The organism is Actinokineospora pegani (genome assembly GCF_009745975.1).
In the GTDB taxonomy this organism is placed as follows: domain Bacteria; phylum Actinomycetota; class Actinomycetes; order Mycobacteriales; family Pseudonocardiaceae; genus Actinokineospora; species Actinokineospora pegani.
Map to the genome: position 1 here is coordinate 56,173 of NZ_WHOL01000091.1, position 25,353 is coordinate 81,525.

At 72.3% G+C, this 25,353-nt stretch carries 25 protein-coding genes, 1 pseudogene and 1 riboswitch; of the genes and pseudogenes, 16 read left to right on the forward strand and 10 right to left on the reverse strand.

Going from position 1 to position 25,353, the window contains the following annotated elements:
- The first annotated feature begins 13 nt into the window (after positions 1 to 13).
- From GCL84_RS15880 to GCL84_RS15910, 7 genes are all read left to right on the forward strand, one after another.
- Complete coding sequence (locus GCL84_RS15880; protein ID WP_407924396.1) at positions 14 to 226, forward strand: hypothetical protein; 213 nt, start codon at positions 14 to 16, stop codon at positions 224 to 226.
- Positions 227 to 309: 83 nt separating this feature from the next.
- The gene (locus GCL84_RS15885; protein WP_156756241.1) at positions 310 to 930 is read left to right on the forward strand and encodes a CDP-alcohol phosphatidyltransferase family protein; all 621 of its coding nucleotides are present in this window, start codon (positions 310 to 312) and stop codon (positions 928 to 930) included.
- A gap of 49 nt (positions 931 to 979) precedes the next feature.
- On the forward strand, positions 980 to 1,360 hold the full coding sequence (gene gcvH, locus GCL84_RS15890) for a glycine cleavage system protein GcvH (protein ID WP_156756242.1): 381 nt from the start codon (positions 980 to 982) through the stop codon (positions 1,358 to 1,360).
- 155 nt (positions 1,361 to 1,515) lie between these two features.
- Positions 1,516 to 1,971, forward strand: a complete 456-nt coding sequence (garA, locus tag GCL84_RS15895) for a glycogen accumulation regulator GarA (RefSeq protein WP_156756243.1) — start codon at positions 1,516 to 1,518, stop codon at positions 1,969 to 1,971.
- A 20-nt stretch (positions 1,972 to 1,991) separates the two neighbouring features.
- Positions 1,992 to 2,657 (forward strand): transcriptional regulator FtsR, encoded by a 666-nt coding sequence (ftsR, locus tag GCL84_RS15900; protein ID WP_156756244.1) that lies wholly within the window; start codon positions 1,992 to 1,994, stop codon positions 2,655 to 2,657.
- 139 nt (positions 2,658 to 2,796) lie between these two features.
- Positions 2,797 to 3,270 carry a bifunctional nuclease family protein gene (locus GCL84_RS15905; RefSeq protein WP_156756245.1) on the forward strand — a complete coding sequence of 158 codons (474 nt, stop codon included), beginning with the start codon at positions 2,797 to 2,799 and terminating at the stop codon, positions 3,268 to 3,270.
- A 187-nt stretch (positions 3,271 to 3,457) separates the two neighbouring features.
- Positions 3,458 to 4,015 (forward strand): MerR family transcriptional regulator, encoded by a 558-nt coding sequence (locus GCL84_RS15910; protein ID WP_156756246.1) that lies wholly within the window; start codon positions 3,458 to 3,460, stop codon positions 4,013 to 4,015.
- Between the two features lie 381 nt (positions 4,016 to 4,396).
- On the opposite strand, the gene GCL84_RS15915 is transcribed toward GCL84_RS15910, so the two are convergent.
- Positions 4,397 to 5,176 (reverse strand): GNAT family N-acetyltransferase, encoded by a 780-nt coding sequence (locus tag GCL84_RS15915; RefSeq protein WP_156756247.1) that lies wholly within the window; start codon positions 5,174 to 5,176, stop codon positions 4,397 to 4,399.
- A 94-nt stretch (positions 5,177 to 5,270) separates the two neighbouring features.
- A riboswitch (glycine riboswitch) is annotated at positions 5,271 to 5,371 on the forward strand.
- Between the two features lie 174 nt (positions 5,372 to 5,545).
- On the opposite strand from GCL84_RS15915, the gene gcvP reads away from it, so the two are divergent.
- Positions 5,546 to 8,419 carry an aminomethyl-transferring glycine dehydrogenase gene (gcvP, locus tag GCL84_RS15920; protein ID WP_156756248.1) on the forward strand — a complete coding sequence of 958 codons (2,874 nt, stop codon included), beginning with the start codon at positions 5,546 to 5,548 and terminating at the stop codon, positions 8,417 to 8,419.
- A 63-nt stretch (positions 8,420 to 8,482) separates the two neighbouring features.
- On the opposite strand, the gene GCL84_RS15925 is transcribed toward gcvP, so the two are convergent.
- A complete protein-coding gene (locus GCL84_RS15925) occupies positions 8,483 to 8,674 on the reverse strand; it encodes a hypothetical protein (RefSeq protein ID WP_156756249.1) in 192 nt (63 codons plus the stop codon).
- A gap of 226 nt (positions 8,675 to 8,900) precedes the next feature.
- On the opposite strand from GCL84_RS15925, the gene GCL84_RS15930 reads away from it, so the two are divergent.
- Entirely contained in the window at positions 8,901 to 9,743 is an 843-nt protein-coding gene (locus GCL84_RS15930) for an aldo/keto reductase (protein ID WP_156756250.1), read from the forward strand.
- A gap of 280 nt (positions 9,744 to 10,023) precedes the next feature.
- Here the strand turns inward: GCL84_RS15930 and rnhA are convergent.
- A pseudogene (gene rnhA / locus GCL84_RS15935) lies at positions 10,024 to 10,524 on the reverse strand (ribonuclease HI); the annotation flags it as partial.
- 87 nt (positions 10,525 to 10,611) lie between these two features.
- Between rnhA and map the strand changes: the two are divergent.
- Positions 10,612 to 11,388 carry a type I methionyl aminopeptidase gene (gene map / locus GCL84_RS15940; RefSeq protein ID WP_156756252.1) on the forward strand — a complete coding sequence of 259 codons (777 nt, stop codon included), beginning with the start codon at positions 10,612 to 10,614 and terminating at the stop codon, positions 11,386 to 11,388.
- Between the two features lie 88 nt (positions 11,389 to 11,476).
- On the opposite strand, the gene GCL84_RS15945 is transcribed toward map, so the two are convergent.
- The 5 genes from GCL84_RS15945 to GCL84_RS15965 all read right to left on the reverse strand — a co-directional run bounded on the left by GCL84_RS15945 (position 11,477) and on the right by GCL84_RS15965 (position 16,259).
- A complete protein-coding gene (locus GCL84_RS15945) occupies positions 11,477 to 12,373 on the reverse strand; it encodes a 3-methyladenine DNA glycosylase (protein ID WP_407924397.1) in 897 nt (298 codons plus the stop codon).
- Positions 12,333 to 13,382, reverse strand: a complete 1,050-nt coding sequence (locus GCL84_RS15950; protein WP_156756253.1) for a hemolysin family protein — start codon at positions 13,380 to 13,382, stop codon at positions 12,333 to 12,335. The genes GCL84_RS15945 and GCL84_RS15950 overlap by 41 nt, the downstream gene beginning before the upstream one ends.
- Positions 13,379 to 14,707: a hemolysin family protein gene (locus GCL84_RS15955; protein ID WP_407924398.1), complete on the reverse strand. Its 1,329-nt coding sequence runs from the start codon at positions 14,705 to 14,707 to the stop codon at positions 13,379 to 13,381. The genes GCL84_RS15950 and GCL84_RS15955 overlap by 4 nt, the downstream gene beginning before the upstream one ends.
- A gap of 201 nt (positions 14,708 to 14,908) precedes the next feature.
- Entirely contained in the window at positions 14,909 to 15,475 is a 567-nt protein-coding gene (locus GCL84_RS15960) for a TIGR03086 family metal-binding protein (RefSeq protein WP_235926304.1), read from the reverse strand.
- Between the two features lie 196 nt (positions 15,476 to 15,671).
- Positions 15,672 to 16,259: a TetR/AcrR family transcriptional regulator gene (locus GCL84_RS15965; protein ID WP_156756254.1), complete on the reverse strand. Its 588-nt coding sequence runs from the start codon at positions 16,257 to 16,259 to the stop codon at positions 15,672 to 15,674.
- A gap of 159 nt (positions 16,260 to 16,418) precedes the next feature.
- On the opposite strand from GCL84_RS15965, the gene GCL84_RS15970 reads away from it, so the two are divergent.
- Genes GCL84_RS15970 through egtD form a run of 4 tightly spaced genes read left to right on the forward strand, consistent with a single transcriptional unit; the run spans position 16,419 to position 20,714 of the window.
- A complete protein-coding gene (locus GCL84_RS15970; protein ID WP_156756255.1) occupies positions 16,419 to 17,654 on the forward strand; it encodes a glutamate-cysteine ligase family protein in 1,236 nt (411 codons plus the stop codon).
- On the forward strand, positions 17,651 to 18,982 hold the full coding sequence (gene egtB / locus GCL84_RS15975; RefSeq protein WP_156756256.1) for an ergothioneine biosynthesis protein EgtB: 1,332 nt from the start codon (positions 17,651 to 17,653) through the stop codon (positions 18,980 to 18,982). Before GCL84_RS15970 ends, egtB begins: the two co-directional genes overlap by 4 nt.
- Positions 18,983 to 18,985: 3 nt before the next feature.
- Entirely contained in the window at positions 18,986 to 19,729 is a 744-nt protein-coding gene (gene egtC / locus GCL84_RS15980) for an ergothioneine biosynthesis protein EgtC (protein WP_156756257.1), read from the forward strand.
- A gap of 13 nt (positions 19,730 to 19,742) precedes the next feature.
- Entirely contained in the window at positions 19,743 to 20,714 is a 972-nt protein-coding gene (gene egtD, locus GCL84_RS15985) for an L-histidine N(alpha)-methyltransferase (RefSeq protein ID WP_156756258.1), read from the forward strand.
- Between the two features lie 179 nt (positions 20,715 to 20,893).
- Here egtD and GCL84_RS15990 read toward each other — a convergent pair whose 3' ends face one another.
- Both GCL84_RS15990 and GCL84_RS15995 read right to left on the reverse strand, forming a co-directional pair.
- Positions 20,894 to 22,228 carry a VWA domain-containing protein gene (locus GCL84_RS15990; RefSeq protein WP_156756259.1) on the reverse strand — a complete coding sequence of 445 codons (1,335 nt, stop codon included), beginning with the start codon at positions 22,226 to 22,228 and terminating at the stop codon, positions 20,894 to 20,896.
- Entirely contained in the window at positions 22,225 to 23,103 is an 879-nt protein-coding gene (locus GCL84_RS15995) for an AAA family ATPase (protein ID WP_156756260.1), read from the reverse strand. The genes GCL84_RS15990 and GCL84_RS15995 overlap by 4 nt, the downstream gene beginning before the upstream one ends.
- Before the next feature lie 67 nt (positions 23,104 to 23,170).
- Here GCL84_RS15995 and GCL84_RS16000 point away from each other — a divergent pair, with 67 nt between their 5' ends.
- A complete protein-coding gene (locus tag GCL84_RS16000; protein WP_156756261.1) occupies positions 23,171 to 24,385 on the forward strand; it encodes a metallophosphoesterase in 1,215 nt (404 codons plus the stop codon).
- 208 nt (positions 24,386 to 24,593) lie between these two features.
- The gene (locus GCL84_RS16005) at positions 24,594 to 25,352 is read left to right on the forward strand and encodes an NPP1 family protein (protein WP_156756262.1); all 759 of its coding nucleotides are present in this window, start codon (positions 24,594 to 24,596) and stop codon (positions 25,350 to 25,352) included.
- The last annotated feature ends 1 nt before the right edge of the window (position 25,353 follow it).

A 25,353-nucleotide genomic window follows, 5' to 3' on the forward strand; every position in this document is an offset into this window, starting at 1 on the left:
AGCCGACCCCCGCGTGGAGAAGGACATCGCGATGCGCAGCACCACCCAGACCGAACCCCCGAGTACCCAGACCGAACTGCCCACCGACCCCTGCAGCGTCGTGTGGAGCCGCGGCCGCGCCTACGTCCTGGAACCGCCCGTGTGGGTCGGTCTCGACAGCTTCGGACGCGCCTGCCGCCTGGCTCCTGCCGACTTGCAACGCCAGGGCTGGTCGCGGCACCGCTGAGAGCGGCCCCAGGCCCCTGAAGGCCACCCCGGGGACGCCAGGGGCGGCGTGGTGGCCCTGGACCCCGCGAATACGCTGCGGGCATGTCCGACGCGGCGCCCCCCACCCCGGCCGACCCGGGGGAGGGGCAACCCACCGACCGGGTGTTGACCATCCCCAACGTGCTCAGCATCCTGCGGCTGCTCGGCGTGCCCCTGTTCCTCTGGCTCCTGCTCGGCCCGCGGGCGGACGGTTGGGCCATCGCGGTCCTGATGTTCGCGGGCCTGTCCGACTGGCTCGACGGCAAGATCGCCCGCTGGCTCAACCAGACCAGCAGGCTCGGCATGCTGCTCGACCCCGCCGCCGACCGGCTCTACACCCTGGCCACGATCCTCGCGTTCGTCGTCCGCGACATCGTCCCCTGGTGGGTGGCGGCGGTGCTGATCGCCCGGGACCTCGTGGTCGCCCTGTGCATCGCGCTGCTGCGCCGCGGCGGGTTCGCCCCGCCGGAGGTCACCTACATCGGCAAGGCCGCCACGTTCAACCTGATGTACGCCTTCCCGCTGCTCCTGCTCGCCCAGGGTTCCTCGGACCTGGCCACCATCGCCCGTCCGATCGCGTACGCGATGGCCATCTGGGGCGGCGGCCTGTTCGTGTACTCGGGCCTGCTCTACGTGATCCAGACCCGGATGGCACTGCGCGGGCCCGTTCGCGCCGCCGGCTAAGCTTCCGCGCGCCCGGCTTGGCGGGCTCGTTTGCGAGAGGCGACCGACGGTGATTCCCGAAGAGCTCCACTACACAGAAGAGCACGAGTGGGTGCAGGCGCGGACCGAGACGCTGGTGCGGGTCGGCGTCACCGAGCACGCCCAGCAGCAGTTGGGCGACGTCGTGCGCGTCCAGTTGCCCGAGGTCGGCGACCAGGTCGACCAGGGCGCGCCGGTCGGCGAGGTCGAGTCGACCACGGGCGTCGCCGAGCTGTTCGCGCCGCTGACCGGCGAGGTCGTGGCCGTCAACGACGAGGTGGTCCAGCAGCCCGAGCTGGTCAACTCCGACCCCTACGGCGAGGGCTGGCTGCTCGAGATCGCCGTGGACGACCCCGACTCCGTCGACGCGCTGCTCGACGCCGAGGCGTACGGACCGCTCACACGCGGTTGAGGTTTCCGTGGGACGATCTTGAGTACACCCGGCGCGCACTCGGCCGGTCGCGGGACCCGATCCCCCCGGGCAGCGGGGGACCACCGTCCGGGGCGCTAGTCGCGCACGGTACGTTGGAACCAGTTAAGCGAAGTGACCAGCAAGGGAGAGCTCAGGTGAGCACGAACGACGGGCCCGGCGTCCCGCCGGAGCAGTCTCCGGAGCGGACTTCGGTCTTCCGGGCCGACTTCCTGGCCGACCCTGAGGCTCCGGCCCAGGCGCCTGCCCCCGAGCCCGCTGTCGCGGGCGTCGACGCGCTGCCTGCCGGGTCCGCCCTGCTGGTGGTCAAGCGCGGCCCCAACGCGGGCTCGAGGTTCCTGCTCGACCGCGACACCACCAGCGCGGGCAGGCACCCCGACAGCGACATCTTCCTCGACGACGTGACCGTGTCGCGCCGCCACGCGGAGTTCCGCCGCGAGGGGGGCGAGTTCGTGGTGATCGACGTGGGCAGCCTCAACGGCACCTACGTCAACCGCGAGCCGGTCGACCAGGCCGTGCTGGCCGGGGGCGACGAGGTGCAGATCGGCAAGTTCCGGCTGGTGTTCCTGACCGGCCCCGGCGCCGGGGCGTAGTCGCCACGGCTGGGGAAGCGATGGCCGGGGGCGGACGGCCGGACCGGGACGGGGCGAGCATCGGAGCGGTGCTCGAGGCGCTGCGCCCCGACTTCCCGGACGTGACCATCTCCAAGATCCGGTTCCTGGAATCGGAGGGGTTGGTCACCCCCGAGCGCACCCCGTCCGGCTATCGCCGCTTCACTGACTCCGACGTCGACCGCCTGCGGTACGTCCTGTCGGCGCAGCGCGACCAGTACCTGCCGCTCAAGGTCATCCGCGAACGCCTCGACCGGGGCGCCCCGCGGCGGCCCGCGGTCGTGGCCCTGGTCGAGCCCGCGCCCACCAACGGCCTCCTGACCAGGGCCGAGGTCGCCGAACGGGCGGAGGTGTCCGCGGAGTTCATGCGCGAACTCGAGGAGTACGCCCTGCTGCGACCCGGCTCCGACGGCCGGTTCGACGCCGCGGCGGTGGCCATCGCCCAGACCGTGTCCGCGCTGGCCGGGCACGGCATCGAACCCCGCCACCTGCGCGCCCACCGGGCCGCGGCCGATCGCGCCGTCGGCTTGGTCGAGCAGGTCGTGGCCCCGATGCGCAAGCAGCGCGACCCCGCCGCGGGCAAGCGCGCCGCCGAGGTGGCCGACGAGCTCGCGGAGCTGTCCGTGGGCCTGCACGCGCTGCTCGTGCGGACGGGTCTGCGCGGCTGACCGGCGGGAAGAAAGTGGGCAGACTTGTGGAATGGATCGGCACTGGGTCCGGATGGCGGGTAGCGTCGAAGCCGGGGATCGGCAATCCTCGACGGATGCGGGACGCCGATGCCCCAGCGAGCGGAGGGAGGCGAACCCGATGAGCGAGATGCGCGTCGTGGGTGTGCGGGTGGAGTTGCCCCAGAACCAGCCCATCCTGTTGCTGCGTGAGGCCGAGGGGGAGCGATACCTCCCCATCTGGATCGGCTCGGTCGAGGCCACGGCGATAGCCCTGGAGCAGCAGGGGGTGCGGCCCGCGCGGCCGCTGACCCACGACCTGCTCAAGGACGTGATCGGGGCGCTCGGCCGCGAGCTGGAGCAGGTCCGCATCACCGACCTGCGGGAGGGGACGTTCTTCGCCGAGCTGGTCTTCGACGGCGACATCCGGGTCTCCGCCCGACCCAGCGACTCGGTGGCACTGGCCCTGCGGATCGGGGTGCCCATCCACGCCGAGGACTCCGTCCTGCAAGAGGCGGGGCTGATCATCCCCGACGAGCAGGAGGACGAGGTCGAGAAGTTCCGCGAGTTCCTCGACTCGATCTCCCCGGAGGACTTCCGCGGAGCCGACACCTAGACCGCCCTTCCCCCGCGCGTCGCGTTGACCTCCCCACGCGCCCGACTTACCGTCATTGACGAGCCCGACATCCAGCGGTGGGACCAGGTGCCCCACCGCCGTGACCGGTGCTCGACCGACGGTCCCCAAGGTGGAACGGGCGGTCTCGTTCGCCGGCCGACGACGGCCGGACGGAGGGGAGGCAGGCGTGTTCGAGCAGGGTCAGGACTCCGCTGAGCAGGGAGAGCTGTTCCCGGACTCCTCCCTCCCGGATGAGCTCGTCGGCTACCGCGGCCCAGCCGCGTGCCAGATCGCGGGAATCACCTACCGGCAGTTGGACTACTGGGCGCGGACCAGCCTGGTCGTGCCCACGGTCCGCAGCGCCGCGGGGTCGGGCTCGCAGCGGTTGTACTCGTTCAAGGACGTGCTGGTCCTCAAGGTGGTCAAGCGCCTCCTGGACACGGGCGTGTCACTGCAGAACATCCGGGTCGCGGTGGACCACCTGCGCAAACGCGGGGTTCGGGACCTCGCCCGGATCACTCTGTTCAGCGATGGCACGACGGTCTACGAGTGCACGTCGCCGGAGGAGGTCGTGGACCTGCTGCAGGGCGGGCAGGGCGTCTTCGGGATCGCGGTGGCGGGGGCCATCCGGGAGATCAGCGGGACGATCCACGAGTTCCCGGCCGAGCGGGCGGATGGACTTGAGGTGGACCACGCCTCGGATGACGAGCTGACTCAACGGCGGAACGCTCGGAACGCGGGCTGAGAGGGTTCGCTCGTTCGGGTGGTTTTTGGGATGAGCTGGGCTGGCGCGGCGTGAGGCTCCAAAAGTGATGCTGAAATGGCGTGGCTTGCTGTAAAGGTGCAGGTCAGTAAGTGTCCTCCCCGCGCAGGCGGGGCTGTTCCCCGCTCGAAACACAGCGCTACGAGCGTCACGAGGTCCTCCCCGCGCAGGCGGGGCTGTTCCCCGCTGGCTATCCAGCATCGACCTTGATTTCCGGTCCTCCCCGCGCAAGCGGGGCTGTTCCGGGCGAGGAAACGCCTCTCAAGGCCAACGACCAGTCTTCCCCGCGCAAGCGAGGCTGTTCCCCCGGTGAGCATCGGTGCGAAGTCTTCCCTGTGCGAACGGGGCTGGGTGGAAGGCGGCTCAGGCGTTGGGGAGGGTGTAGGGGGTGGTGGACGTGATCTTCTGGAAGCCCATCCTGGTCAGGATGGGGCGGCTGGGCGGCATGGCGTCCACGTGGAGCCAGCGGACTCCCCGGTCCAGGGCCAGGGCGGCGCGGTGGGAGACCAGGGCTCGGTAGATCCCCCGGGAGCGCCATTCCGGCACCGTCCCCCCTCCCCACAGGCTCGCCCACGGCCTGCCGGGGTAGTACTCGCTGCGGGCGGCGCTGACCGGGGTGCCATCCGCTTCGGCCACCAGCACGTCCAAGCGGTCGGGGGCCGTTTCCAGGGCGTCCAGGAGGCGGTCGCCGAGCCAGGTGAAGGGGGCGTGGAAGGCGGCCTCGTGGACGGCCACCACCTTGGCGATCCCCGCCTCGTCCGTGACCGGGGTCAGGGTGATGCCGGGGGGCGGGGGGACGGGGGCGATGGCGGCGGTTTCGGCGACCATGACCCATTCGACCTCGCCGGGGCGCAGGCCCGCGGCCACCAGGTACTCGGGGAGCGCCAAGAAGGCGTCGTGGTGGTAGTGCTTCCACTCACAGTCGCCCGGCAGGGTTTTGAAGAGGGCCACCTCCTCGGTGACGACGGACTCGGCCGTGTGCTCGTCGACCTGGCACCAGACCACGCCGGACCAGCCGCGGTCGCGGGGGTCTACGTGCCTGGTCACGTACGGGGTCTGGACGACGGTGGCGTGGTCGTCGAGGGCGGGCATGTCGCGGCGCAGGTCGCGGTCTAGTGCGGCTAGCACGGCGCTGTGGTCCATGGGCCGGTCCATGGACCCAGTCGACCATGGCCGGGCCAGGGTGCGCGACGCGATTACTCCAGGGGTTCGCGGGTTAGACTCGGCGGGACGTCGCAGAACCCGCGCGGGAGAGTCCGGACGGCCGACAGGCCGGGTCGGCGCCGAAGGAGCAAATCCTCCCCGGAACCTCTCAGGCCAACGGACCGCGTGGGTGAGGCGCCTCTGGAAAGCGGGCTCCCCGGCGACCACCGGGTGGCCCCGCCGAAGGTGCAAGCCCGCGCCGAGCGGGTGAAGCTCTCAGGCGCCCGGATCGCCGGGCACGGACAGAGGGGGAGGGCCAGGGCATCGCCGCCCGCACCGGCCCGACCCCGAAATCCGGAGGTAGCCCGCATGACCGCTGACCGCATCCCCCTCGCCGCCCTCGAGCACGGCACCCCGTTCGCCGACCGGCACGTCGGCCCGCGGCCCGCCGAGCTGGCCCGCATCCTCGACGTGGTCGGGGTCGGCTCGCTGGAGGAGTTGGCCGACGCGGTGGTCCCGGACTCCATCCGCGACGCCGACCTGGCGCTGTCGCTGCCCGAGGCGGCCACCGAGGCGGCGGCGCTGGCCGAGTTGCGCGAGCTCGCGGGCCGCAACCAGAACCTGGTCTCGATGATCGGCCTGGGCTACCACGGCACGCTGACCCCGCCGGTCATCCTGCGCAACGTCCTGGAGAGCCCGGCCTGGTACACCGCCTACACCCCGTACCAGCCGGAGATCTCCCAGGGCCGCCTCGAGGCGCTGCTCAACTTCCAGACGATGGTCGCCGACCTGTCCGGGCTGCCGGTGGCCAACGCCTCCATGCTCGACGAGTCCACCGCCGCCGCCGAGGCCATGACCCTGCTGCGCCGCGCGGGCCGGTCGAAGTCGCCGCGGTTCGTGGTCGACGCCGACACCTACCCGCAGACCCTCGCCGTCATCGAGACCCGGGCCGAGCCGCTGGGCATCGAGGTCGTCGTCGCCGACCTGGCCGAGGGGCTGCCCGACGGCGACTTCTACGGCCTGCTGCTGAGCTACCCCGGCGCGTCCGGCGCGGTGGCCGACCACGCCGACCTCATCGCCGAGGCGCACGAGCGCGGCGCGAAGGTGGCCGTGACCGCGGACCTGCTGGCGCTGACGTTGCTGCGCGCGCCCGGCGAGATCGGAGCGGACGTCGTCGTCGGCACCACCCAGCGCTTCGGTGTGCCGATGGGCTTCGGTGGACCGCACGCCGGGTACATGGCCGTCGGCAAGGGCCTGGAGCGGCAACTGCCCGGCCGCCTGGTCGGGGTGAGCACCGACGCCGACGGGAACCTGGCCTACCGGCTGGCGCTGCAGACCCGCGAGCAGCACATCCGCCGGGAGAAGGCCACCTCGAACATCTGCACGGCCCAGGTGCTGCTGGCCGTCGTCGCCTCGATGTACGCGGTCTACCACGGCCCGGAGGGGCTGCGCGGCATCGCGACCCGGACCCACCGCATGGCCGCCGTGCTGGCCGCCGGGTTGCGCTCGGGCGGGGTCGAGGTCGTCCACGGCGGCTTCTTCGACACCGTCACCGCCCGCGTCCCCGGCCGCGCCGCCGAGGTCGTCGAGGCCGCGCGGGCCGAGGGGGTGAACCTGCGGCTCACCGACGCCGACACGGTCGGGGTCAGCACCGACGAGACCACCACCCGGGCCGACCTGGAGCGGGTGTGGCGGGCGTTCGGCGTCGACGCCGAGGCCGACGAGCTCGACCTGGACACCCCGGACGCGCTGCCCGCCGCCCTGGTGCGCACTTCGGACTACCTGACCCACCCGGTCTTCTCCGCGCACCGCTCCGAGACCGCCCTGCTGCGCTACCTGCGCGCGCTGTCGGACAAGGACGTCGCGCTCGACCGCAGCATGATCCCGTTGGGCTCGTGCACGATGAAGCTCAACGCCACCGCCGAGATGGAGCCCATCACCTGGCCCGGGTTCGCGAACCTGCACCCGTTCGCGCCGGTCGACCAGGCCGAGGGCATCCTGCGGGTCGTCAGGGACCTGGAGGACTGGCTGGCCCAGTTGACCGGGTACGACGCGGTCAGCCTGCAGCCCAACGCGGGCAGCCAGGGCGAGTTCGCGGGCCTGCTGGCCATCCGCGCCTACCACCGCTCGCAGGGGCACGGCGAGCGCGACGTCTGCCTGATCCCGTCGAGCGCGCACGGCACGAACGCCGCCAGCGCGGTCATGGCCGGGATGCGGGTGGCCGTGGTCACGTGCGACGACTCGGGCAACGTCGACCTCGACGACCTCAAGGCCAAGATCGACGCGCACCGCGACGACCTCGCCGCCATCATGATCACCTACCCGTCCACGCACGGGGTGTACGAGGACACCGTGCGCGAGGTCTGCGGGCTGGTCCACGACGCGGGCGGCCAGGTCTACGTCGACGGCGCGAACCTCAACGCGCTCATCGGCCTGGCCCGCTACGGCAAGTTCGGCTCGGACGTGTCCCACCTGAACCTGCACAAGACGTTCTGCATCCCGCACGGCGGCGGCGGCCCCGGCGTCGGCCCGATCGGCGTGCGGTCGCACCTGGCGCCGTTCCTGCCCAACCACCCGTTGCAGCCCGCGGCCGGTCCGGAGACCGGGGTCGGCCCGATCAGCGCCGCGCCGTGGGGCTCGGCGTCGATCCTGCCGATCTCGTGGGCGTACGTGCGGATGATGGGCGTCGACGGCCTGCGCCGGGCGACCCTGACCGCCGTGGCGTCGGCGAACTACATCGCCCGCGTGCTCGACGAGCACTACCCGGTGCTCTACACCGGCGCGGGCGGGCACGTCGCCCACGAGTGCATCCTCGACCTGCGGCCGCTGACCAAGGCCACCGGCGTGACCGTGGACGACGTGGCCAAGCGCCTCGCCGACTACGGCCTGCACGCGCCGACGATGTCGTTCCCGGTCGCGGGCACGCTGATGGTCGAGCCGACCGAGTCCGAGGACCTGGCCGAGATCGACCGGTTCTGCGACGCCATGATCGCCATCCGCCGCGAGGTCGACCGGGTCGCGGCGGGGGAGTGGCCCAAGAACGACAACCCTCTGGTCAACGCCCCCCACACGGCAATGTCGATCGCGGCCAAGTGGGACCACCCCTACACCCGCGAGGAGGCGGTGTACCCGGCGGGCACCGCGGCGCCGAAGATCTGGCCGCCGGTGCGCCGCATCGACGGCGCGAAGGGTGACCGCAACCTGGTCTGCTCCTGCCCGCCGATCGAGGCGTTCAGCGGCTGAGGTCCACCTGGGACTGTCCCGACCGAACGGCGCCGACCCCCGCGGTCGGCGCCGTTCGACGTCCTAGACCAGCTCCAGGCTGAACTTCTCGCCGCCGGCGTCGACGTTGATCACCCGGACCTCGACGACTGAGCCGACCTCGACGGTCTGCCCGTACAGCAGGCCGTGGGCGCCTCCGGGGTGCTCGACGAACGAGCCGAAGGGCGCGTTGCTGACGACCGTGCCCGTGAAAGTGCTGTCCTTTTTGGGAAGCATGTGTGGTTTCACCTCCTTCCTCCCGCGAGTCCGTCAGGACGTCCAGCGGGGGCGGAGGGGCCCGGATCAGGTCCGGGCCGGGCAACCGTTCTGTGCGCGGCACGTGGCCGACCCGGCAGTCATGAGGAGAGCCTAGCGGGGGATGGGTCACACGTGGAAGGTTTGAGCCGGTTGTGATTGTTGGTAGTACCGGAAGAGCAGCGAACAATCGGAGGATGCACAGTCCATGGCAGCCGCACCCCGCGCGACAGTTCCTACGGTGGCCCTCAACGACGGCTCCGTCATCCCGCAGCTCGGCTTCGGGGTGTGGCAGGTCCCGGAGGACGAGGTCACCGCGGCCGTCGCCACCGCCCTGGCGGCCGGTTACCGGTCGATCGACACCGCTGCCATCTACGGCAACGAGAAGGGCACCGGCGAGGCCATCGCCGCCTCGGGCATTCCGCGCGACGAACTCTTCGTCACCACCAAGCTGTGGAACTCCGCGCAGGGCTACGACTCGACCCTGCGCGCGTTCGACGAGAGCATGGCCAAACTCGGCCTCGACCAGCTCGACCTGTACCTGATCCACTGGGCCTCGCCCCGGCGGGACAAGTACGTCGAGACGTTCAAGGCCTTCGAGAAGCTGCGGGCCGATGGCCGGGTGCGCGCCATCGGCGTGTCCAACTTCCACATCCCGCACCTCGAGCGCCTGCTCGACGAGACCGATGTGGTGCCCGCGGTGAACCAGATCGAGCTGCACCCGAACCTGCCGCAGGCCGAGCTGCGCGCCTTCCACGCCGAGCACGGCATCGCGACCGAGGCCTGGAGCCCACTGGCCTCCGGCGGCCTGCTCGGCGACGAGACGCTGGGCGCGCTGGCCGACAAGCACGGCAAGTCGCCCGCCCAGGTGATCCTGCGCTGGCACCTGCAACTGGGCACCATCGCCATCCCCAAGTCGGTCACCCCCGAGCGCATCCGCGCCAACATCGACGTCTTCGACTTCGAACTGGACGCGGACGACCTCAAGGCCATCGCGGGCCTGGAGAACGGCGAGCGCACCGGCCCCAACCCGGACGAGTACGAAGACTGAGCGCCCGGTCCCCCCGATCTCGGGCCCCGTCCTGCGACCCAGGGCGGGGTTCGTGCTGTCAGCGGTGGTAGTCGCACCGCCCGCCCCCGGTCGCGATGGCGCACGGCCGGCCGTCGCGCTTGGTCACACCGCACTGGACGGCGGGGTCGTGCACGTGGCACAGCCCCGAAGGGCGCGGTGTCACCGGACAGGGCGTGCCCTTCTTCGTGACCGCCTTGCACGAGCCCTCGCCGATCGGTCCCGGCACCCGTTCGCGCTCGGGCTTGGCGGGTTTCCCGACCACCGGCACCCCGGCCGCCCGCAAGGACTGCTGGAGACCCCGCAGCGCCAGCCGGTCGGCCCGCTCGTTCTCCGGGTGTCCACTGTGCCCCTTGACCCAGTGCCACTCCACCTCGGCGACCCGCACCAGCTCGTCGAGCCGCTTCCACAGGTCGACGTTCTTCACCGGTGTGTTGGTCGAGGTCATCCACCCCCGCTTGCGCCACCCCGCCACCCACTGCGTGATCCCGTTGCGCACGTAGGTGCTGTCGGTGTAGATCGCCACCGGCACCTGCCGCGTCAACGACTCCAGCGCCCGGATGGGCGCGGTCAGCTCCATCCGGTTGTTGGTCGTCTCACTCGCCTCGCCACCGCACAGCTCCCGCTCGTGTCCGTTGTAGCGCAGCACAGCGCCCCAGCCGCCCGGGCCGGGATTGGGCACGCACGCCCCGTCGGTGTAGATCTCCACCAAGCTCACGCCGCAGCACGCTACCCGGGCGGCGCCGTTCGGCGGGGAAACCATCCACAGGCCCCCGCCGAGGACGGCCGCGACACCGGTACCGGTATGATATGGCCGGTATAGTTATTGGTCATTTCGAGGAAGGCCCGCATGATCGAGATCCTGAACCCCACCGACCTGCCCCGAGCGAGGCAGGCGGGAGCCCTGGTCGCCGACATCCTGCAGGCGCTCAAGAGCCGCAGCGCGGTGGGCACCAACCTCCTGGACATCGACAAGTGGGCCGAGTCGATGATCGTCGAGGCCGGGGCGCTGTCCTGCTACGTCGACTACGCGCCCTCCTTCGGGCGCGGGCCGTTCGGCCACTACATCTGCACGTCGGTCAACGACGCCGTGCTCCACGGGCTGCCCCACGACTACGCGCTCGCCGACGGCGACCTGGTGTCCCTCGACCTCGCGGTCTCCCTCGGCGGGGTCGTCGCGGACTCCGCCATCAGCTTCATCGTGGGCGACTCCGAGCCCCCGGAGAGCGTCGCGATGATCAGCGCGACCGAACGCGCGCTGCGCGCGGGGATCGCCGCTGCCGGGCCCGGGGCCCGCGTCGGCGACATCTCGCACGCCATCGGCTCGGTCCTGTCCGAGGCGGGGTACGCGATCAACACCGAGTTCGGCGGCCACGGCGTCGGGTCGACGATGCACCAGGACCCGCACATCTCCAACACCGGACGGCCCGGTCGCGGGTACAAACTGCGCCCCGGGCTGCTGCTGGCACTGGAGCCGTGGGTCATGGCGGACACCGCCGAGCTCGTCACCGACGAGGACGGGTGGACGCTGCGCAGCGCGACGGGCTGCCGGACCGCGCACAGCGAGCACACGATCGCCATCACCGGCGACGGAGCCGAGATCCTCACCTTGCCGAAGCAGGCCTAGGCCGTATTTCGAAAGCCGCTGTCCGCGATAGCCGCGCCAGGGACCACACCGATCACGTCTCTCATCGAACGGACTCCCGAAACACGGCCTAGCCCAGCAGCCTCCGGCAGAGATCGATCAACCGGGCGCGCAGGGGAGCGCCGCGCTCGGCGAAGGCCGCCTGGCGGCGGGCGTACTCGGCGCGGCCTTCGGGGGTCTCGATGGGCACCGGGTCGTACCCCAGCTCGGACAGGTCGTACGGGCTGGCGCGCATGTCGAGGGCGCGGATGTCCATGGCCAACTCGAAGCAGTCCGCCACCAGCTCCGACGGGGTGTACGGGTCGAGTTTGTAGGCCCACTTGAACAAGTCCATGCCCGCGTGCAGGCAGCCCGGCTGCTCCATGCCGGTCTGGCCCTCGCGGGACGGCGACAGGGTGTTCAGCGGGCGGGCGGGGGGCGTGAAGAAGCGGAACGCGTCGTAGTGGCCGCAGGCGATGCGCTGGGACTCCACGACCGCGTCCGTCCCCGCCTGTCCCAGGCGCAGGGGCCAGGCGACGTGGCGGATCTGCTCGGCGGGCTGGCGGTAGACCATGGCCCACTCGTGCAGGCCGAAGCAGGACAGGCGGGGCGGCCGCGACGCCGTGGCCTGCAGGAGGTCGCGGACGAAGACGGCGGTGCGGCGGCGGTTGTCCGGCAGCACCGGGTCGACGGTGACGCCCGCGTCGGTGGTGGTGTAGTGCTTCCAGCGCAGGTATTCGGCGGCCGACGGGCCCTGTAGCGCGACGCCGACGCCGGGGTGCCAGCGCTCCAGGTGGGCCGGGCGGTGGCTGTAGTAGGTGAACAGGAAGTCCAGCACGGGGTGCTTCTCGCCCAGCGCGCGGCGGCGCACGTGCGGCCCGGTCCACTGGCGGACCCGCCGCTCGTGCGCCGCGCGGCGCTCGTGCCAATGCGGTTCGGCGAGCGGCTCAGCCACTGCCGCCGACGTGCGTTCCGTCTCGGACGACACCGACGTACTCCTCCAACAGGTCCTCCAACGCCACTACACCCAGCACCGTACGGTCCGCCGACACGGCCTTGGCGAGGTGGCTGTGCGCGCGGCGCAGGGCGGTCAGCGCCTCGTCCACGCGCGAGTCGGCGGGCAGCTCCGGCAGGCCGCGCACCCGGGACCACGGCATCCGCGTGCCGGGGTCGGCGTCGACCAGGTCGAGGACGTCCTTGACGTGCACGTACCCGTTGAGGGTGCCGTCGGCCATGCGGACCGGGAAGCGGGAGAACCCGGTCTCGGCCACCGCCGCCTCCACCGCGCCCACGGTGGGCGGGTGCGGGATGGTCTTGAGCTCGTCCATCGGCACCAGCACCTCGGCGACGGTGCGCTCGGCCGAGCTCAGGGTGTTGGTCAGGCGGCGGTGCTCGGAGTCGTCGAGCAGGCCCTCGGCCCGCGACTCGGCGATCATCGTGGCCAGCTCGTCGGAGGTGTAGGCGGTGTCCAGCTCATCCTTGGGCACGACCCCGAACCGGCGCAGGACAGCGGTGGACGCCCTGGTGAACAGCGCCAGCAGCGGCCGGACGAGTTTGCAGTAGGCGAAGTGCAGCGGCACCAGCGCCATCGCGGTGCGCTCCGGGCCCGCGATGGCCAGGTTCTTCGGCACCATCTCGCCGATCACCGTGTGCAGGGCGGTCACCATCCCCAGGGCGATCGCGAACGCCACCCCGTGCACGACCGCGGCGGGCAGCCCGAGGGCGGCGAACGGGACCTCGATCAGGTGCGCGATCGTCGGCTCCGCCAGCGCGCCCAGACCCAGCGAGCACACGGTGATGCCCAACTGCGCCCCCGCGATCAGCAACGGCAGCTCCCGCGACGCGTCGATGACCAACTGCGCGCGGGCCGCGCCCTCGCGGGCCAGCGCCTCCAACCGGTCGCGACGGGCGGTGATGATGGCGAATTCAGAACCTACAAAAAAGGCATTCCCCAACAGCAGGAGCAGTGTGGCCAGGAGGGCGAGGGCGTCGCTCACGCGGTCGCCTCCTGGCGGGGCAGGCGGGCCACGCGCAGTTCGGCGATGCGGTGGCGGTCCATCCGCATCACCGTGATGCGCCAGCCGTCGAGGCGGATCTCGTCGTTGACCTCCGGGATGCGGCCCAGCTCGCTGAGCACGAGTCCGGCGACGGTCTCGTACTCGCCCCGCGGCATGCGGAGACCGGTCGCGTCGGCGAGTTCGTCGTCGCGCAGCAGGCCGGAGACCATCCAGCTCTCGCGGCCCAGCGGGCGCACCGGGCTGACCTCGCCGCGGTCGTGCTCGTCGCGCACGTCGCCGACGATCTCCTCGACCAGGTCCTCCAGGGTGACCAGGCCCGCGGTGCCGCCGTACTCGTCGACGACCACGGCCACCTGCAGGCCGGAGCCGCGCAGCCGCTCCAGCAGCACGTCGCCGTCGAGGGTCTCCGGGACGGTGGGCACCGGCCGGGCCAGCGAGCCCACGCGCGTGGTCTGCCGGACCGCCGCGGGCACGCTGAACACCTGCTTGACGTGCACCACGCCGCGGATCTCGTCGAGGTCGCCGCCGTGCACCGGGAAGCGCGAGTGGCCGGTGGCCCTGGCCAACGAGACCAGGTCGGCCACGGTGGCGTCGGCGCGCAGCGCGCGCACCCGCACCCGCGGGGTCATCAGCTCGCCGGCGGTGCGGTCGCCGAAGCGCAGCGACCGGCTCAGCAGCGCCGCCGTGCCGGTGTCCAGGGTGCCCGAGGCCTCGCTGGAGCGGACCAGGCCGCCCAGCTCCTGCACCGAGCGGGCCGACCGCAGCTCCTCCTGCGGCTCGACGCCCATCCGCCGCACGACCCAGTTCGCCGACCCGTTGAGCCCGTTGATCAGCCACCGGAACACCGACGAGAACACCGCCTGCGCCCCGGCCACCGCCCGCGCGGTCGGCAGCGGCTTGGCGATGGCCAGGTTCTTGGGCACCAGCTCGCCGAACACCACCGACAGCGCCGTGGCCACCAGCAGCGCGATCACGATCGCCACCGGCTCCGCGCCCGCCTCGGGCAGGCCGACCAGGGTCAGCGGCCCCTCGATGAGCGCGGCGATGGCAGGCTCGGCGATGTAGCCGGTGACCAGGGTGGTGATCGTGATGCCCAGTTGTGCGCCGGAGAGCTGGAAGCTCAACGTCCGGTGCGCCTTGGCGATCGCCACCGCGCGCCGGTCGCCCACCTGCTCGACGTGGCTGTCGACCTGCGTGCGCTCCAGGGTGGTGAGGGAGAACTCGGCTGCCACGAACAGCGCCGTGCCCAGGGTGAGCGCGCCGACGGCCAGCAGCCCCGCCACGCTCAGCAGAGTCTCGATCACCGGGCCGCTCGCGCGGTGATCGCGCCGGTATGGTCGCCGGGGTCGTCTCCCGGCCCGCTGCCGCGACCTGGGGACTGGGAGGACTTGCGCACGGGAGGTGTGCCTCTCGGTGTGATGAGGTGCTGTTCGTGGGGACAGGGCTGTGACCCACCCAGTTTAAGCCCTGTTCGGCGGAGATCGACCCCTTGTGGCCCCGCCGGGTCACGGCCGCCAGTGCGGATCGCGGCCCATGAGCGCCACCAGCCGGTCGGTGGGGCTGGCGTCGCGGTCGGTGGCGACGGCGTCGGCGAAGATCCAGCCCCGCCACGCCTCGATCTGCTCGGTGAACTCGGTGATCAACGCCTCGGCGACGGCTGCGTCGACCGCGGGGTCGGCGCCGGTGGCCTTGGCCATGTCCCAGCCGTGCACGGCCAGGTCGAGGGTCATCTGCCACCGGTAGTCGCGGGCGGGGGCCTCGCCGGAGGACAGGTGGACCGGCATGTCGTCCGAGGTGGCGGCCCAAGCCGCCGCCGCGGCGGTGTTGGCCCGCTCCCAGGCGGCTATCGGGTCGTCGCCGAGCACGTCGCCGTCGTAGCGGTTGCCCACGTCGTCGGTCGTCTCGCCGTTGAGCAGGTGCGGGACCCAGAGCTGCTCGGAGACCAGGTGGTTGAGCAGGTCGCGGGCCGTCCACCTGGCGCACGGAGTGGGCGCGGACCAGTCGGTGGCGGTGTGGACGACGCGGTCGAAGAAGGCGCGTGCGGAGTCCATGTGCTTGCTGGGCTGTGTCACCGTTCCCAGTCCAGCACCCGGGGCCGGGACCTGCCACTCAGCGCGCCCACGGCGACCAGGCTGGAGTGGTCGCCGCTGGTCAGCGGCAGCGCGCGGTTTCCGGTGCGGTGCATGACAAGCAGGACGAATGCGACACCGGCCCTCTCGTCGGCCGCTCGCGCGGTCGTCGCGGCGACCAGGCGCCTGGCCGTGTCCCTCAGAAGCCGCGGCGGTGGCGCCTGACCGTTTCCTCGACAAGGTCCAGGACCGGGTCCATGTCGTCGGCGGGCAGGCCCATCGCCAGGTGCGAGACCAAGCCCTCCAGGACCAGCTCCAGGAAGGAGGTCAGGACGTCCACGTCGATGTCGTCGCGCAGGTTGCCCGCCTCGCGCTGGCGCAGGAGGCGTTCCCTGGTCGCCTTGGTGAGCTGTTCGGAGCGCGCGGCCCAGCGGGCGCGGAACTCCGGGTCGGTGCGCAGGCGGCGGGAGACCTCCAGGCGGGTACCCAGCCAGTCCGCGGGGTGGTCGCCCTCGGCGGGCGGGGCGATCAGCTCCCGCATCACCTGCACCAGGCCCTGTTCGGCGACGATGTCGGTCATCCGCAGCACGTCGTCCTCGGCCAGGGCGAGGAACAGCGACTCCTTGTCGCGGAAGTGATGGAAGATCGCCCCCCGGGACAGTCCGGTAGCCTCCTCCAACCTGCGCACGGTGGCGCCCTCGTATCCGTGGCGCGCGAAGCACGAGCGCGCGCCGTCGAGGATCTGGCGCTTGCGCGCGTCGAGATGGTCCTGGCTCACCCTGGGCACCCGGGCATGGTCTCAGCATCGCCGGACGCTGGCAATCCGTACGTACGTTTTGGGAGACGCGCCACCCAGGCGGCGCAATCGGCCACCTGCGTGTGTCTGTGCCCGCGTGTAGCGTCGAACGGGCGTGTCGCGACCTCTCTTCCGTTGCGGCGAAAGGGGATGATCAACCTGACTGCCGTCCAGCGCCCAGGCGCGGTGGAACCGGACCAACGCCGGTTCCGGGCCCGCGTCGAGGCCGAGGCGTACGTCGCCTCGGTCTGCTTCAAGCACGGGCCCCCGAGACTCGTCGGAGTCGAACTCGAATGGACCGTCCACCACCACGACGACCCCCGGCGACGCCTCGACCGCCACCACCTCGCCGACGCCCTCGGGCCCCACGCGCCGCCGACACTGGCCGCGGACAGCCCCCATCTCCCTCTCCCATCCGGCTCGTCGTTGACCGTCGAGCCCGGTGGCCAGGTCGAGATCTCCTCCCTCCCCTCCCCCTCGCTCGGTTCGCTGGTCGACTCCGTCACCACGGACACCGAGCACCTCACCACCCTGCTCGCCGAGGCCGGGCTGGCGCTGGGCCCCGGGGGGCTGGACCCGCACCGCAGCCCGCGCCGGGTCCTCGACACCCCCCGCTACACCGCGATGGAGCGGGCCTTCGCCCGCGTCGGCGACGCCGGGATCACGATGATGTGCGCCACGGCGGGACTGCAGGTCTGCCTCGACTCGGGCGAGCGGGCGGACGTGGCGACCCGGTTCGCCGCGGTCACCTCGCTCGGGCCGGTGTTCGTCGCGCTGTTCGGCAACTCCCCGGCCCCCGGCTGGCACTCCGCCCGCACCAAGGCGGTGCAGGCGGTGGACCCCTGCCGGTCCAAGCCGCTGCCGATCACCGACGACCCCGCCGCGGACTGGGCGCGCCGGGTGCTGGACACGCCGCTGCTGTTCGTACGGCGCGACAGCGACGACTGGAGCGCCCCGGGCGGGGTGACCTTCGCCGACTGGATCGCGGGCGCGTTGCCCGAGCCACCCACCCACGACGACCTCGACTACCACCTGACCAGCATGTTCCCCCCGGTGCGCCCACACGGCTACCTCGAGGTGCGCTACCTCGACGCCCAGCACGGGGCCGACTGGGCCGTGCCCGCCGCACTGCTCACCGCGCTCATGGCCGACCCGGCCACCGTCGACCGGGTCGTGGAGCTGTGCGCGCCCGCCGCCGACCGCTGGGTGCGGGCCGCGCGCCTCGGCCTGGCCGACCCGGCCACCAGGGCGGCGGCCCACCGGGTGCTGGACCTGGGTCTGCCCGCCGTCGCGGGCCTGGACCTGCCCCCACCGACCGCCGAGGCGGTCACCACCGCCCTCACCCGACTCGCTGACCGCACCGCACTGCCCGGGAGGCAGCAGTGACCAGCACCGACAACCGCTCCACCGACCGACTCCGCGACCACGTGGCCGAGCAGTTGCGCCGCTCCCGCGAGCGCAGCACCGCGCTGGCCGACGCCGTCGACGAACACGACCTCACCCGCCAGCACTCCCCGCTGATGTCGCCGCTGGTGTGGGACTACGCCCACATCGGCAACCAGGAGGAGCTCTGGCTGGTGCGCGACGTGGGCGGCCGCGAGCCGGTCCGCGACGACATCGACAACATCTACGACGCCTTCCAGCACTCCCGCGCCTCCCGGCCGGGACTGCCGCTGCTCACCCCCGCCGAGGCCCGCGGCTACGTGCGCGAGGTGCGCGACAAGGTGCTCGACGTCCTGGACACCACCCCGCTGGAGGGCGACCGGCTGGTCGCCGACGGGTTCGCCTTCGGCATGATCGTCCAGCACGAGCAGCAGCACGCCGAGACCATGCTGGCCACCCACCAGCTCCGCGTGGGCGCCCCGGTGCTGCACGCCCCCGCGCCGCCGCCCGCCACCGCCCCGCCCCGGGCCAAGGAGGTCCTGGTCCCCGGCGGGGAGTTCACCATGGGCACCTCGGCCGAGCCCTGGGCGCTGGACAACGAGCGGCCCGCGTTCCGCACCCACGTGGACGCCTTCTTCATCGAGACCGCCCCGGTCACCAACGGCGAGTACCTGGCCTTCGTCGACGCGGGCGGCTACGACGACCCCCGCTGGTGGACCGACGAGGGCTGGGCGCACCGCCAGGCCGCCCGCCTGGTCGCGCCCCAGTTCTGGGAGCGCGGCCCCGAGGGCTGGCAGCGCACGCGCTTCGGCGTCGTGGAGCCGGTCGCGCTCGACGAGCCGGTGGTGCACGTGTGCTTCCACGAGGCCAAGGCCTACGCGGCCTGGGCGGGCAAGCGCCTGCCGACCGAGGCCGAGTGGGAGAAGGCCGCCCGCCACGACCCGGACGGTGACCGCTCCCGCCGCTACCCCTGGGGCGACAACGACCCCGGTCCCGAACACGCCAACCTCGGGCAGCGCCACCTGCGCCCCGCCCCGGTCGGCGCGTACCCGGCGGGGGAGTCGGCCCTGGGCGTCGCGCAGCTCCTGGGCGACGTGTGGGAGTGGTGCGACTCGGACTTCGTGCCCTACCCGGGTTTCGCGTCCTTCCCGTACAAGGAGTACTCGGAGGTCTTCTTCCGCGGCGACTACAAGATGCTGCGCGGCGGGTCGTTCGGCACCGACGCCTCGGCCGTGCGCGCCACCTTCCGCAACTGGGACCACCCGGTCCGCAGGCAGATCTTCTCCGGCCTGCGGCTGGCCCGCGACGCCGCGCCGCACGAGACGCGCTGAGGGGTGTGCCGCCACCTGGGGTACCTGGGCCCCGCCGTGCCCGTCGCCGGGCTCGTCGGCGGCCCGCGCGGGCTGCTGACCCAGACCTGGGCCCCCGCCGACATGCGCGGCGGGGGCACGGTCAACGCCGACGGGTTCGGCGTCGGCTGGTACCCCGCCCCGGGCGCCGACCCGGTCCGGTACCGGCGCGCGGTCCCGATGTGGGCCGACGCCTCGTTCGCCTCCCTCGCCGGGGCGGTGACCAGCACGGCGGTGCTGGTCGCCGCCCGCTCCGCGACGGTGGGCATGCCGGTCGTGGAGACCGCGTGCGCGCCGTTCGCGGAGGGGCGCTGGCTGTTCAGCCACAACGGCGTCGTGCGCGGCTGGCCGGACAGCGTCGCCGACCTGGCCTCGACACTGCCCACCACCGACCTGATGACCCTCGACGCCCCCACCGACAGCGCCGTGCTGTGGGCCCTGGTGCGCCACCGACTGCGCACGGGGGCGGCGCCGGGTGACGCCCTCGCCGAGGTCGTGCTCGCGGTCGCCGACCGGGCGCCCGACTCCCGGCTCAACCTGATGCTCACCGACGGCACCACGCTGGCGGCCACCACCTGGTGGCACTCGCTGTCGGTGCTCGCCGGACCGGACAGCGTCGTCCTGGCCTCCGAGCCGTGGGACGACGACCCCCTGTGGACCCCCGTGGACGACCGGCGGCTCGTGGTCGCCACGGCCGGGACGACCCCCAGCGCCACCGCGCTGGGATGACCGAGGAGAACCCTTGCCAGATCCCAGGATCGACGTCCACCTCCCGCCCGACCACGCCGCCACCGCCCTAGCCACCGATGCCCGCACCGGGCTCACCTCCACCCCGAAGACCCTGCCCCCCAAGTGGTTCTACGACGCCCGGGGCAGCGAGCTGTTCGACGAGATCACCGCCCTTGACGAGTACTACCCGACCCGCTCCGAGCGGGCCATCCTCCAGGCGCGCGCCGCCGACATCGCCGCCGCCACCGGCGCGAACACGTTGGTGGAGCTCGGGTCCGGCTCGTCGGAGAAGACCCGCCTGCTGCTCGACGCCCTGCGCGACGCGGGCACCCTGGAGCAGATCGTCACCCTCGACGTCTCCGAGACGGCCTTGCGCGCCGCCGCGGCGGACCTGGCGGCTGAGTACCCGGCCGCCCGCGTCGAGGGCGCGGTCGGCGACTTCACCGAACACCTGCCGCTGCTCCCCGGCGATCCCACCCGCCTGGTGGCGTTCCTCGGCGGCACCATCGGCAACTTCCTGCCCGCCGAACGGGACCTGTTCCTCCGCGCCGTCCGCGACATGCTCAAGCCGGGGGAGTGGTTGCTGCTCGGCACCGACCTGGTCAAGGACCGCGCGACTCTGGAGGCCGCCTACGACGACGCCCGGGGTGTCACCGCCGAGTTCAACCGCAACGTCCTGCACGTCCTGAACAGGGAACTGGGCGCCTCCTTCGACATTGACGCCTTCGCCCACGTATCGCACTGGGACGATGAGCACGAGTGGGTCGAGATGCGCCTGCGGGCGCTGTCGGCACAGACGGTGCGGGTGCCCGCGCTGGACCTGACCGTGGAGTTCGCCGAGGGCGAGCAGATGCGCACGGAGATCTCGGCGAAGTTCCGGCGTGCCGGCGTGGAGCGGGAGTTGGAGGCCGCCGGGTTCACGCTGTCGCAGTGGTGGACGGACCCGGAGGGTCGCTACGCGCTGTCGCTCTCCCACGCGGAGTAGGACCGCCACGGGCGAGTGCTGGACCGAGTTCATCTGACTTCTCCTCAAGTCGGGTTGGCTCGGTCCAGCATCGTCCCGGCGCGACAGGGGATCCAGACCCGCGTCGGATCTGTGGATGAATCCGGCGCTTGTGGACAACTCGGCGGCGCCCACCTCACCGCGCGGGGTTCTCTCGCGCGTCAAGTGGGAAGGAGCTTGCCCACCAGGGTGGTGAGCTGGCGGGTGTTGCGGCATTCGTGCATGGGGACCACGGTCGCGTACCGGTCCGCCTCGGAATCCCCTGTGGACCACAGGGCGGTGCGCTCCGGGTTGAGCCAGTGGGCGTGCCGGGCCGGGGCCAGCAAGTCCCGCAGCACCGCCAGCTCGGGGTCGGCGCCGTTGGTGCGCGCGTCGCCCAGGATCAGGACCGAGGTGCGCGGGCCGATGGCGTCGGCGTGGTGCGCGGCGAAGTGGCGGAAGGCGCGGCCGTAATCGCTGTGGCCGTCCCAGGTGGACAGGGTGGCCTCGCTGTGGACGCGGGCACCGAGGCTGTCCGGGTTCGCGGCGCCGGTGTGCACCAAGTGGGTGATCTCGTCGACCGTGTCGATGAAGCCGAAGACGCGGATCTTGCTGAACTGGTCGCGCAGGGCCTGCACGAGCAGCATGGTGAAGTTGGCGAAGCCCGCCACCGAGCCGGACAGGTCGCAGACCAGGACGATCTCCGGGCGGGCCGGGCTGCGCCTGCGGTGGGCGAGGTGGATGGGCACGCCGCCGGTCGACAGGGATCGGCGCAGGGTGCGGCGGATGTCGATGTGGCCCCGGTTGGCGCGGCGCCTGCGGGCGGCCAGGCGGGTCGCGAGCTTGCGCGCGAGGGGCTGCACGGCCCTGCGCAGTTCGGCGAGCTGCTTGCGGTTGGCGACCAGGAAGTCCACCCGGTCCGCCGAGGGGGCCACGGCGTGTTCGAGCACCCGTTGCCTGCCGCGCGCCTCGGCCGTGCGCCTGCGGGCCTCGGTGCGCACCGCCTCCCGGAACGACTCGACCCGGCGGCGCACCTCGTCGCGTTCCAGCCGGTCGGTGAAACCGCCGCCCCCGCCACCGGACTCGGCCAGCACGCGCGCGACCAGGGTCTGCGGGCGGACCCGCTCCAGCGCCTCGTACGCCGAGAACCCGCCGCCGTACCGGCCGAAGGCCTCGACGGCGATGCCCGCGAGCCTGCCCACCGCGTCCCCGTCGTCGTCAGCGAGGGCGGCCACCAGTTCGTCGCGCAGGCGGTCGAGGTCCCAGTCCTGGTCGCGGGCCAGCTCCGGGGATCCCACACCCAGCGGGAAGCACACGTCGAAGACCGCGTCGAACACCGGGCGCTGGCCCTCGCCGCGCAGCAGCGCCGCCGCCAGACCGGCGCGCAGCCGCTCCCGGTCGGCCAGGCCGAGCACCCCGGCCACCGCGGCGGCGTCGACCGTCTCGCTCGACCCGACGGCCACGCCGTGCCCGCGCAGCGCGGAGACCAGCTCCACCAGCCGCGAGGGCAGGCTCACCGGCCCGCCTCGGACAGGTTCAGCCGGTCGCGAACACGGGTCACGTCGTCCTGGTGCTTGACGATCACGCCGAGGCTCTGCCGCACCAGGTCGTCGTCGAGGGTGTCCGCGCCCAGCGCCAGCAGGGTGCGCGCCCAGTCGACGGTCTCGGCGACCGACGGGGCCTTGCGCAGCTCCATCGCCCGCAGCGCGCCGACCACCCGCACGAGTGACGCGGCCAGCGCCTCGTCGACCCCGGGCACCTTCGTCCGCACGATCCGCTGTTCCAGCTCGGCGTCGGGGAAGTCGATGTGCAGGAACAGGCAGCGCCGCCGCAGCGCGTCGGACAGGTCGCGCGTGGCGTTGGAGGTCAGCACGGTGAACGGCTTGCGCTTGGCCACGATCGTGCCCAGCTCCGGGACGGTGACCTGGAAGTCGCCGAGGACCTCCAGCAACAGGCCCTCCACCTCGACGTCGGCCTTGTCCACCTCGTCCACCAGCAGCACCGTCGGCTCGTCGCCGGTGATCGCGGTCAGCAGCGGGCGGGCGAGCAGGAACTCCTCGGTGAATATGTCCGCGCGCGCGGCCTCCCAGCCCTCGTCGCGGCCCGCGGTGATGCGCAGTAGCTGCTTGGCGTGGTTCCACTCGTAGAGCGCCCGCGCCTCGTCGACGCCCTCGTAGCACTGCAACCGCACCAGCCGCGACCCCGTGGCCGCCGACACCGCCCGCGCCAGCTCCGTCTTGCCGACCCCGGCCGGGCCCTCCACCAGCAGCGGCCTGCCCAGCCGGTCGGCCAGGAACACCGTGGTGGCCACGGCCGCCGAGGCCAGGTAACCCCGCGCGGCCAACCGGTCGACGACGTCGTCGACCGAGGCGAAGAATCCGCTTTCCGTCACACCGTCACCGTACGGTAGGCCCCGTTCCGCGCGGGTATCGTGCGGATATCGAGGAAGGAGCGGTCCGATGTCCGGTCCGGTTCACCACACAGAACCCACAGCCGCGCTCAGCGCGGAGCTCGCCGACGTCCCCGCCCCGCCTTCGGGTCCGCGGCGGGTGTCGTTCGCCGTCATCGGCGTGATCGCGGTGGCGCTGCTGTTCGGCGTGCCCTGGTGGCTGCTGGTCGTCAACGGCCAGGCGTGGCCCGGGTGGCTGGTCGCCGCGGCGACGGTGGTGCTGGCGGGGATGGCGGTTGCCTTCCCGGTGCTCATGGTGCGCGGCCACACCCGCGGCAGCGACCGCGCGTCCCTGATCGCGGACACGACCCTCGGCGTGATCTGGGTCGTGTTCACCTGGAGCATCATCGGCTCGCTGGTGAGCCTGGCGCTCGCGTTGGCCGGTGTGGACAACCCCGGTCGGGCCAGGTGGGTGACGCTCGCGATCCTCGTCGTGTCGGCGACCCTGTTGGCGTACGGGCACTTCGAGGCGATGCGCGTGCCCAGGGTGCGGCGCACGGAAGTGCGCGTCCCCCGGCTCGGGGCCGGTTTGGACGGTCTGCGGCTCGTGCTCCTCGCTGACACGCACTACGGCCCCATCGACCGGGCGCGGTGGTCGGAGAAGACCGTGGCCGCCGTGAACGCCCTCGAACCGGATGTGGTCGCCCACGCGGGCGACATCGCCGACGGTCGGGTGGCCGAACGCGAACCGCAGTCGCGCCACCTCGGCGACGTCCGCGCCACGCTGGCCCGCGTGTATGTGACGGGCAACCACGAGTACTACAGCCAGGCCCAGGAGTGGCTCGACCACATGGCCGACCTCGGCTGGGAGGCACTGCACAACCGGCACGTCGTCATCGAGCGCGACGGCTCCCGCATGGTCGTGGCGGGCACTGACGACCGCACCGCGCACGGCTCGGGTCTGCCCGGCCACGCCGCGGACGTCCCCCAGGCCCTCGCGGGCGCCGACCCCGACCTGCCGGTGCTCCTGCTGGCCCACCAGCCCAAGCAGGTCGGCGAGGCCGTGGCCGCGGGGGTGGACCTCCAGGTCTCCGGCCACACCCACGGCGGCCAGATCTGGCCGTTCCACTGGCTGGTGCGCACCGACCAACCGTGGTTGCAGGGGCTGACCCGGCTCAACGACCGCACGGCGCTCTACACGACCCGGGGCGCGGGCTTCTGGGGGCCGCCGTTCCGCGTGTTCGCGCCCTCGGAGATCTCCCTGCTGGTGTTGCGCGCCGGCTGAGAGGTCGGGTGAGCCCAACTGGGGGCCAAGTCGAGATCAGGTTGCGCCGGACAACATGCCGGGCGCCCAAGGTGGCCCGCGCTTGGGTGCTGACGTCTCGCGCGTGATGACTGCCCTTTCGCCCCCGTTCCCCGTTGGTGGTTGTGCTGTTCAGTGAGCGGTTGGTAAATCTTGTCCGCACTGTTCGGCCGGGGAGCGGAGGCGCGGGATGGGGTTCGGGAAGCGCAAGGCGGGATTCGTCGTGGCGGTGGCCGCGGTGGTCGGGATCGCGGTGCCCGGTGTGGCGTGGGCCGACCCGCCCACGGCGCTGCCGGGGAGCGCGGCGGCCGAGGACGCCCGGTGGCAGCCCGCGTTCGACTACGACGGGGACGGGTGCTACCCCACCCCGGCCATCGGGCCGAACGGCGTGGTGGCGCCGGGGCTGAACAACTCGGGCGCGCTCAACGGCAACTGCCGCGACCAGTCCGACTTGGACAACACCAACTCGTACTCGCGCTCCAAGTGCAACAACGGCTGGTGCGCGTACCTCTACGACCTGTACTTCGAGAAGGACCAGGCCGTGCCCGGCCTCGACTGCTGCGGGCACCGGCACGACATCGAGCACGTGGTCGTGTGGGTGCAGGACAACCAGGCGAAGTTCGTCTCCACCTCGGCGCACGGCAACTACTCCACCCGCGGCCGCGACTCGGTCTCCTGGGAGGGCGAGCACCCCAAGATCGTCTACCACAAGGACGGCGTGGGCACGCACTGCTTCCGCCTGGCCAGCGCCAGTGAGGCCCCGGAGAACCACTACGGCGCCTGGCAGTACCCGGACCTGGTGAGCTGGGACCACTTCCCCGGCGGCATCCGCGACACCCTGGTCAACGCCGACTTCGGCAGCGCGAGCCTGGGGATCAAGGACTCCGCGTTCAACGACAACCTGAACAAGGCCAAGCCCAGCGGCATCGCCTTCAACCCCTACGCCTGAC

What these genes read in the sequence shown, in the direction of transcription:
- GCL84_RS15885 (WP_156756241.1), top strand. Translation starts at nt 310, where the DNA reads ATGTCCGACGCGGCGCCCCCCACCCCGGCCGACCCGGGGGAGGGGCAA.
- ftsR (WP_156756244.1), top strand. Translation starts at nt 1,992, where the DNA reads ATGGCCGGGGGCGGACGGCCGGACCGGGACGGGGCGAGCATCGGAGCG.
- GCL84_RS15905 (WP_156756245.1), top strand. Translation starts at nt 2,797, where the DNA reads ATGAGCGAGATGCGCGTCGTGGGTGTGCGGGTGGAGTTGCCCCAGAAC.
- GCL84_RS15915 (WP_156756247.1), bottom strand. Translation starts at nt 5,176, where the DNA reads ATGGACCACAGCGCCGTGCTAGCCGCACTAGACCGCGACCTGCGCCGC.
- gcvP (WP_156756248.1), top strand. Translation starts at nt 5,546, where the DNA reads ATGACCGCTGACCGCATCCCCCTCGCCGCCCTCGAGCACGGCACCCCG.
- GCL84_RS15925 (WP_156756249.1), bottom strand. Translation starts at nt 8,674, where the DNA reads ATGCTTCCCAAAAAGGACAGCACTTTCACGGGCACGGTCGTCAGCAAC.
- GCL84_RS15930 (WP_156756250.1), top strand. Translation starts at nt 8,901, where the DNA reads ATGGCAGCCGCACCCCGCGCGACAGTTCCTACGGTGGCCCTCAACGAC.
- map (WP_156756252.1), top strand. Translation starts at nt 10,612, where the DNA reads ATGATCGAGATCCTGAACCCCACCGACCTGCCCCGAGCGAGGCAGGCG.
- GCL84_RS15970 (WP_156756255.1), top strand. Translation starts at nt 16,419, where the DNA reads ATGATCAACCTGACTGCCGTCCAGCGCCCAGGCGCGGTGGAACCGGAC.
- GCL84_RS16000 (WP_156756261.1), top strand. Translation starts at nt 23,171, where the DNA reads ATGTCCGGTCCGGTTCACCACACAGAACCCACAGCCGCGCTCAGCGCG.
- GCL84_RS16005 (WP_156756262.1), top strand. Translation starts at nt 24,594, where the DNA reads ATGGGGTTCGGGAAGCGCAAGGCGGGATTCGTCGTGGCGGTGGCCGCG.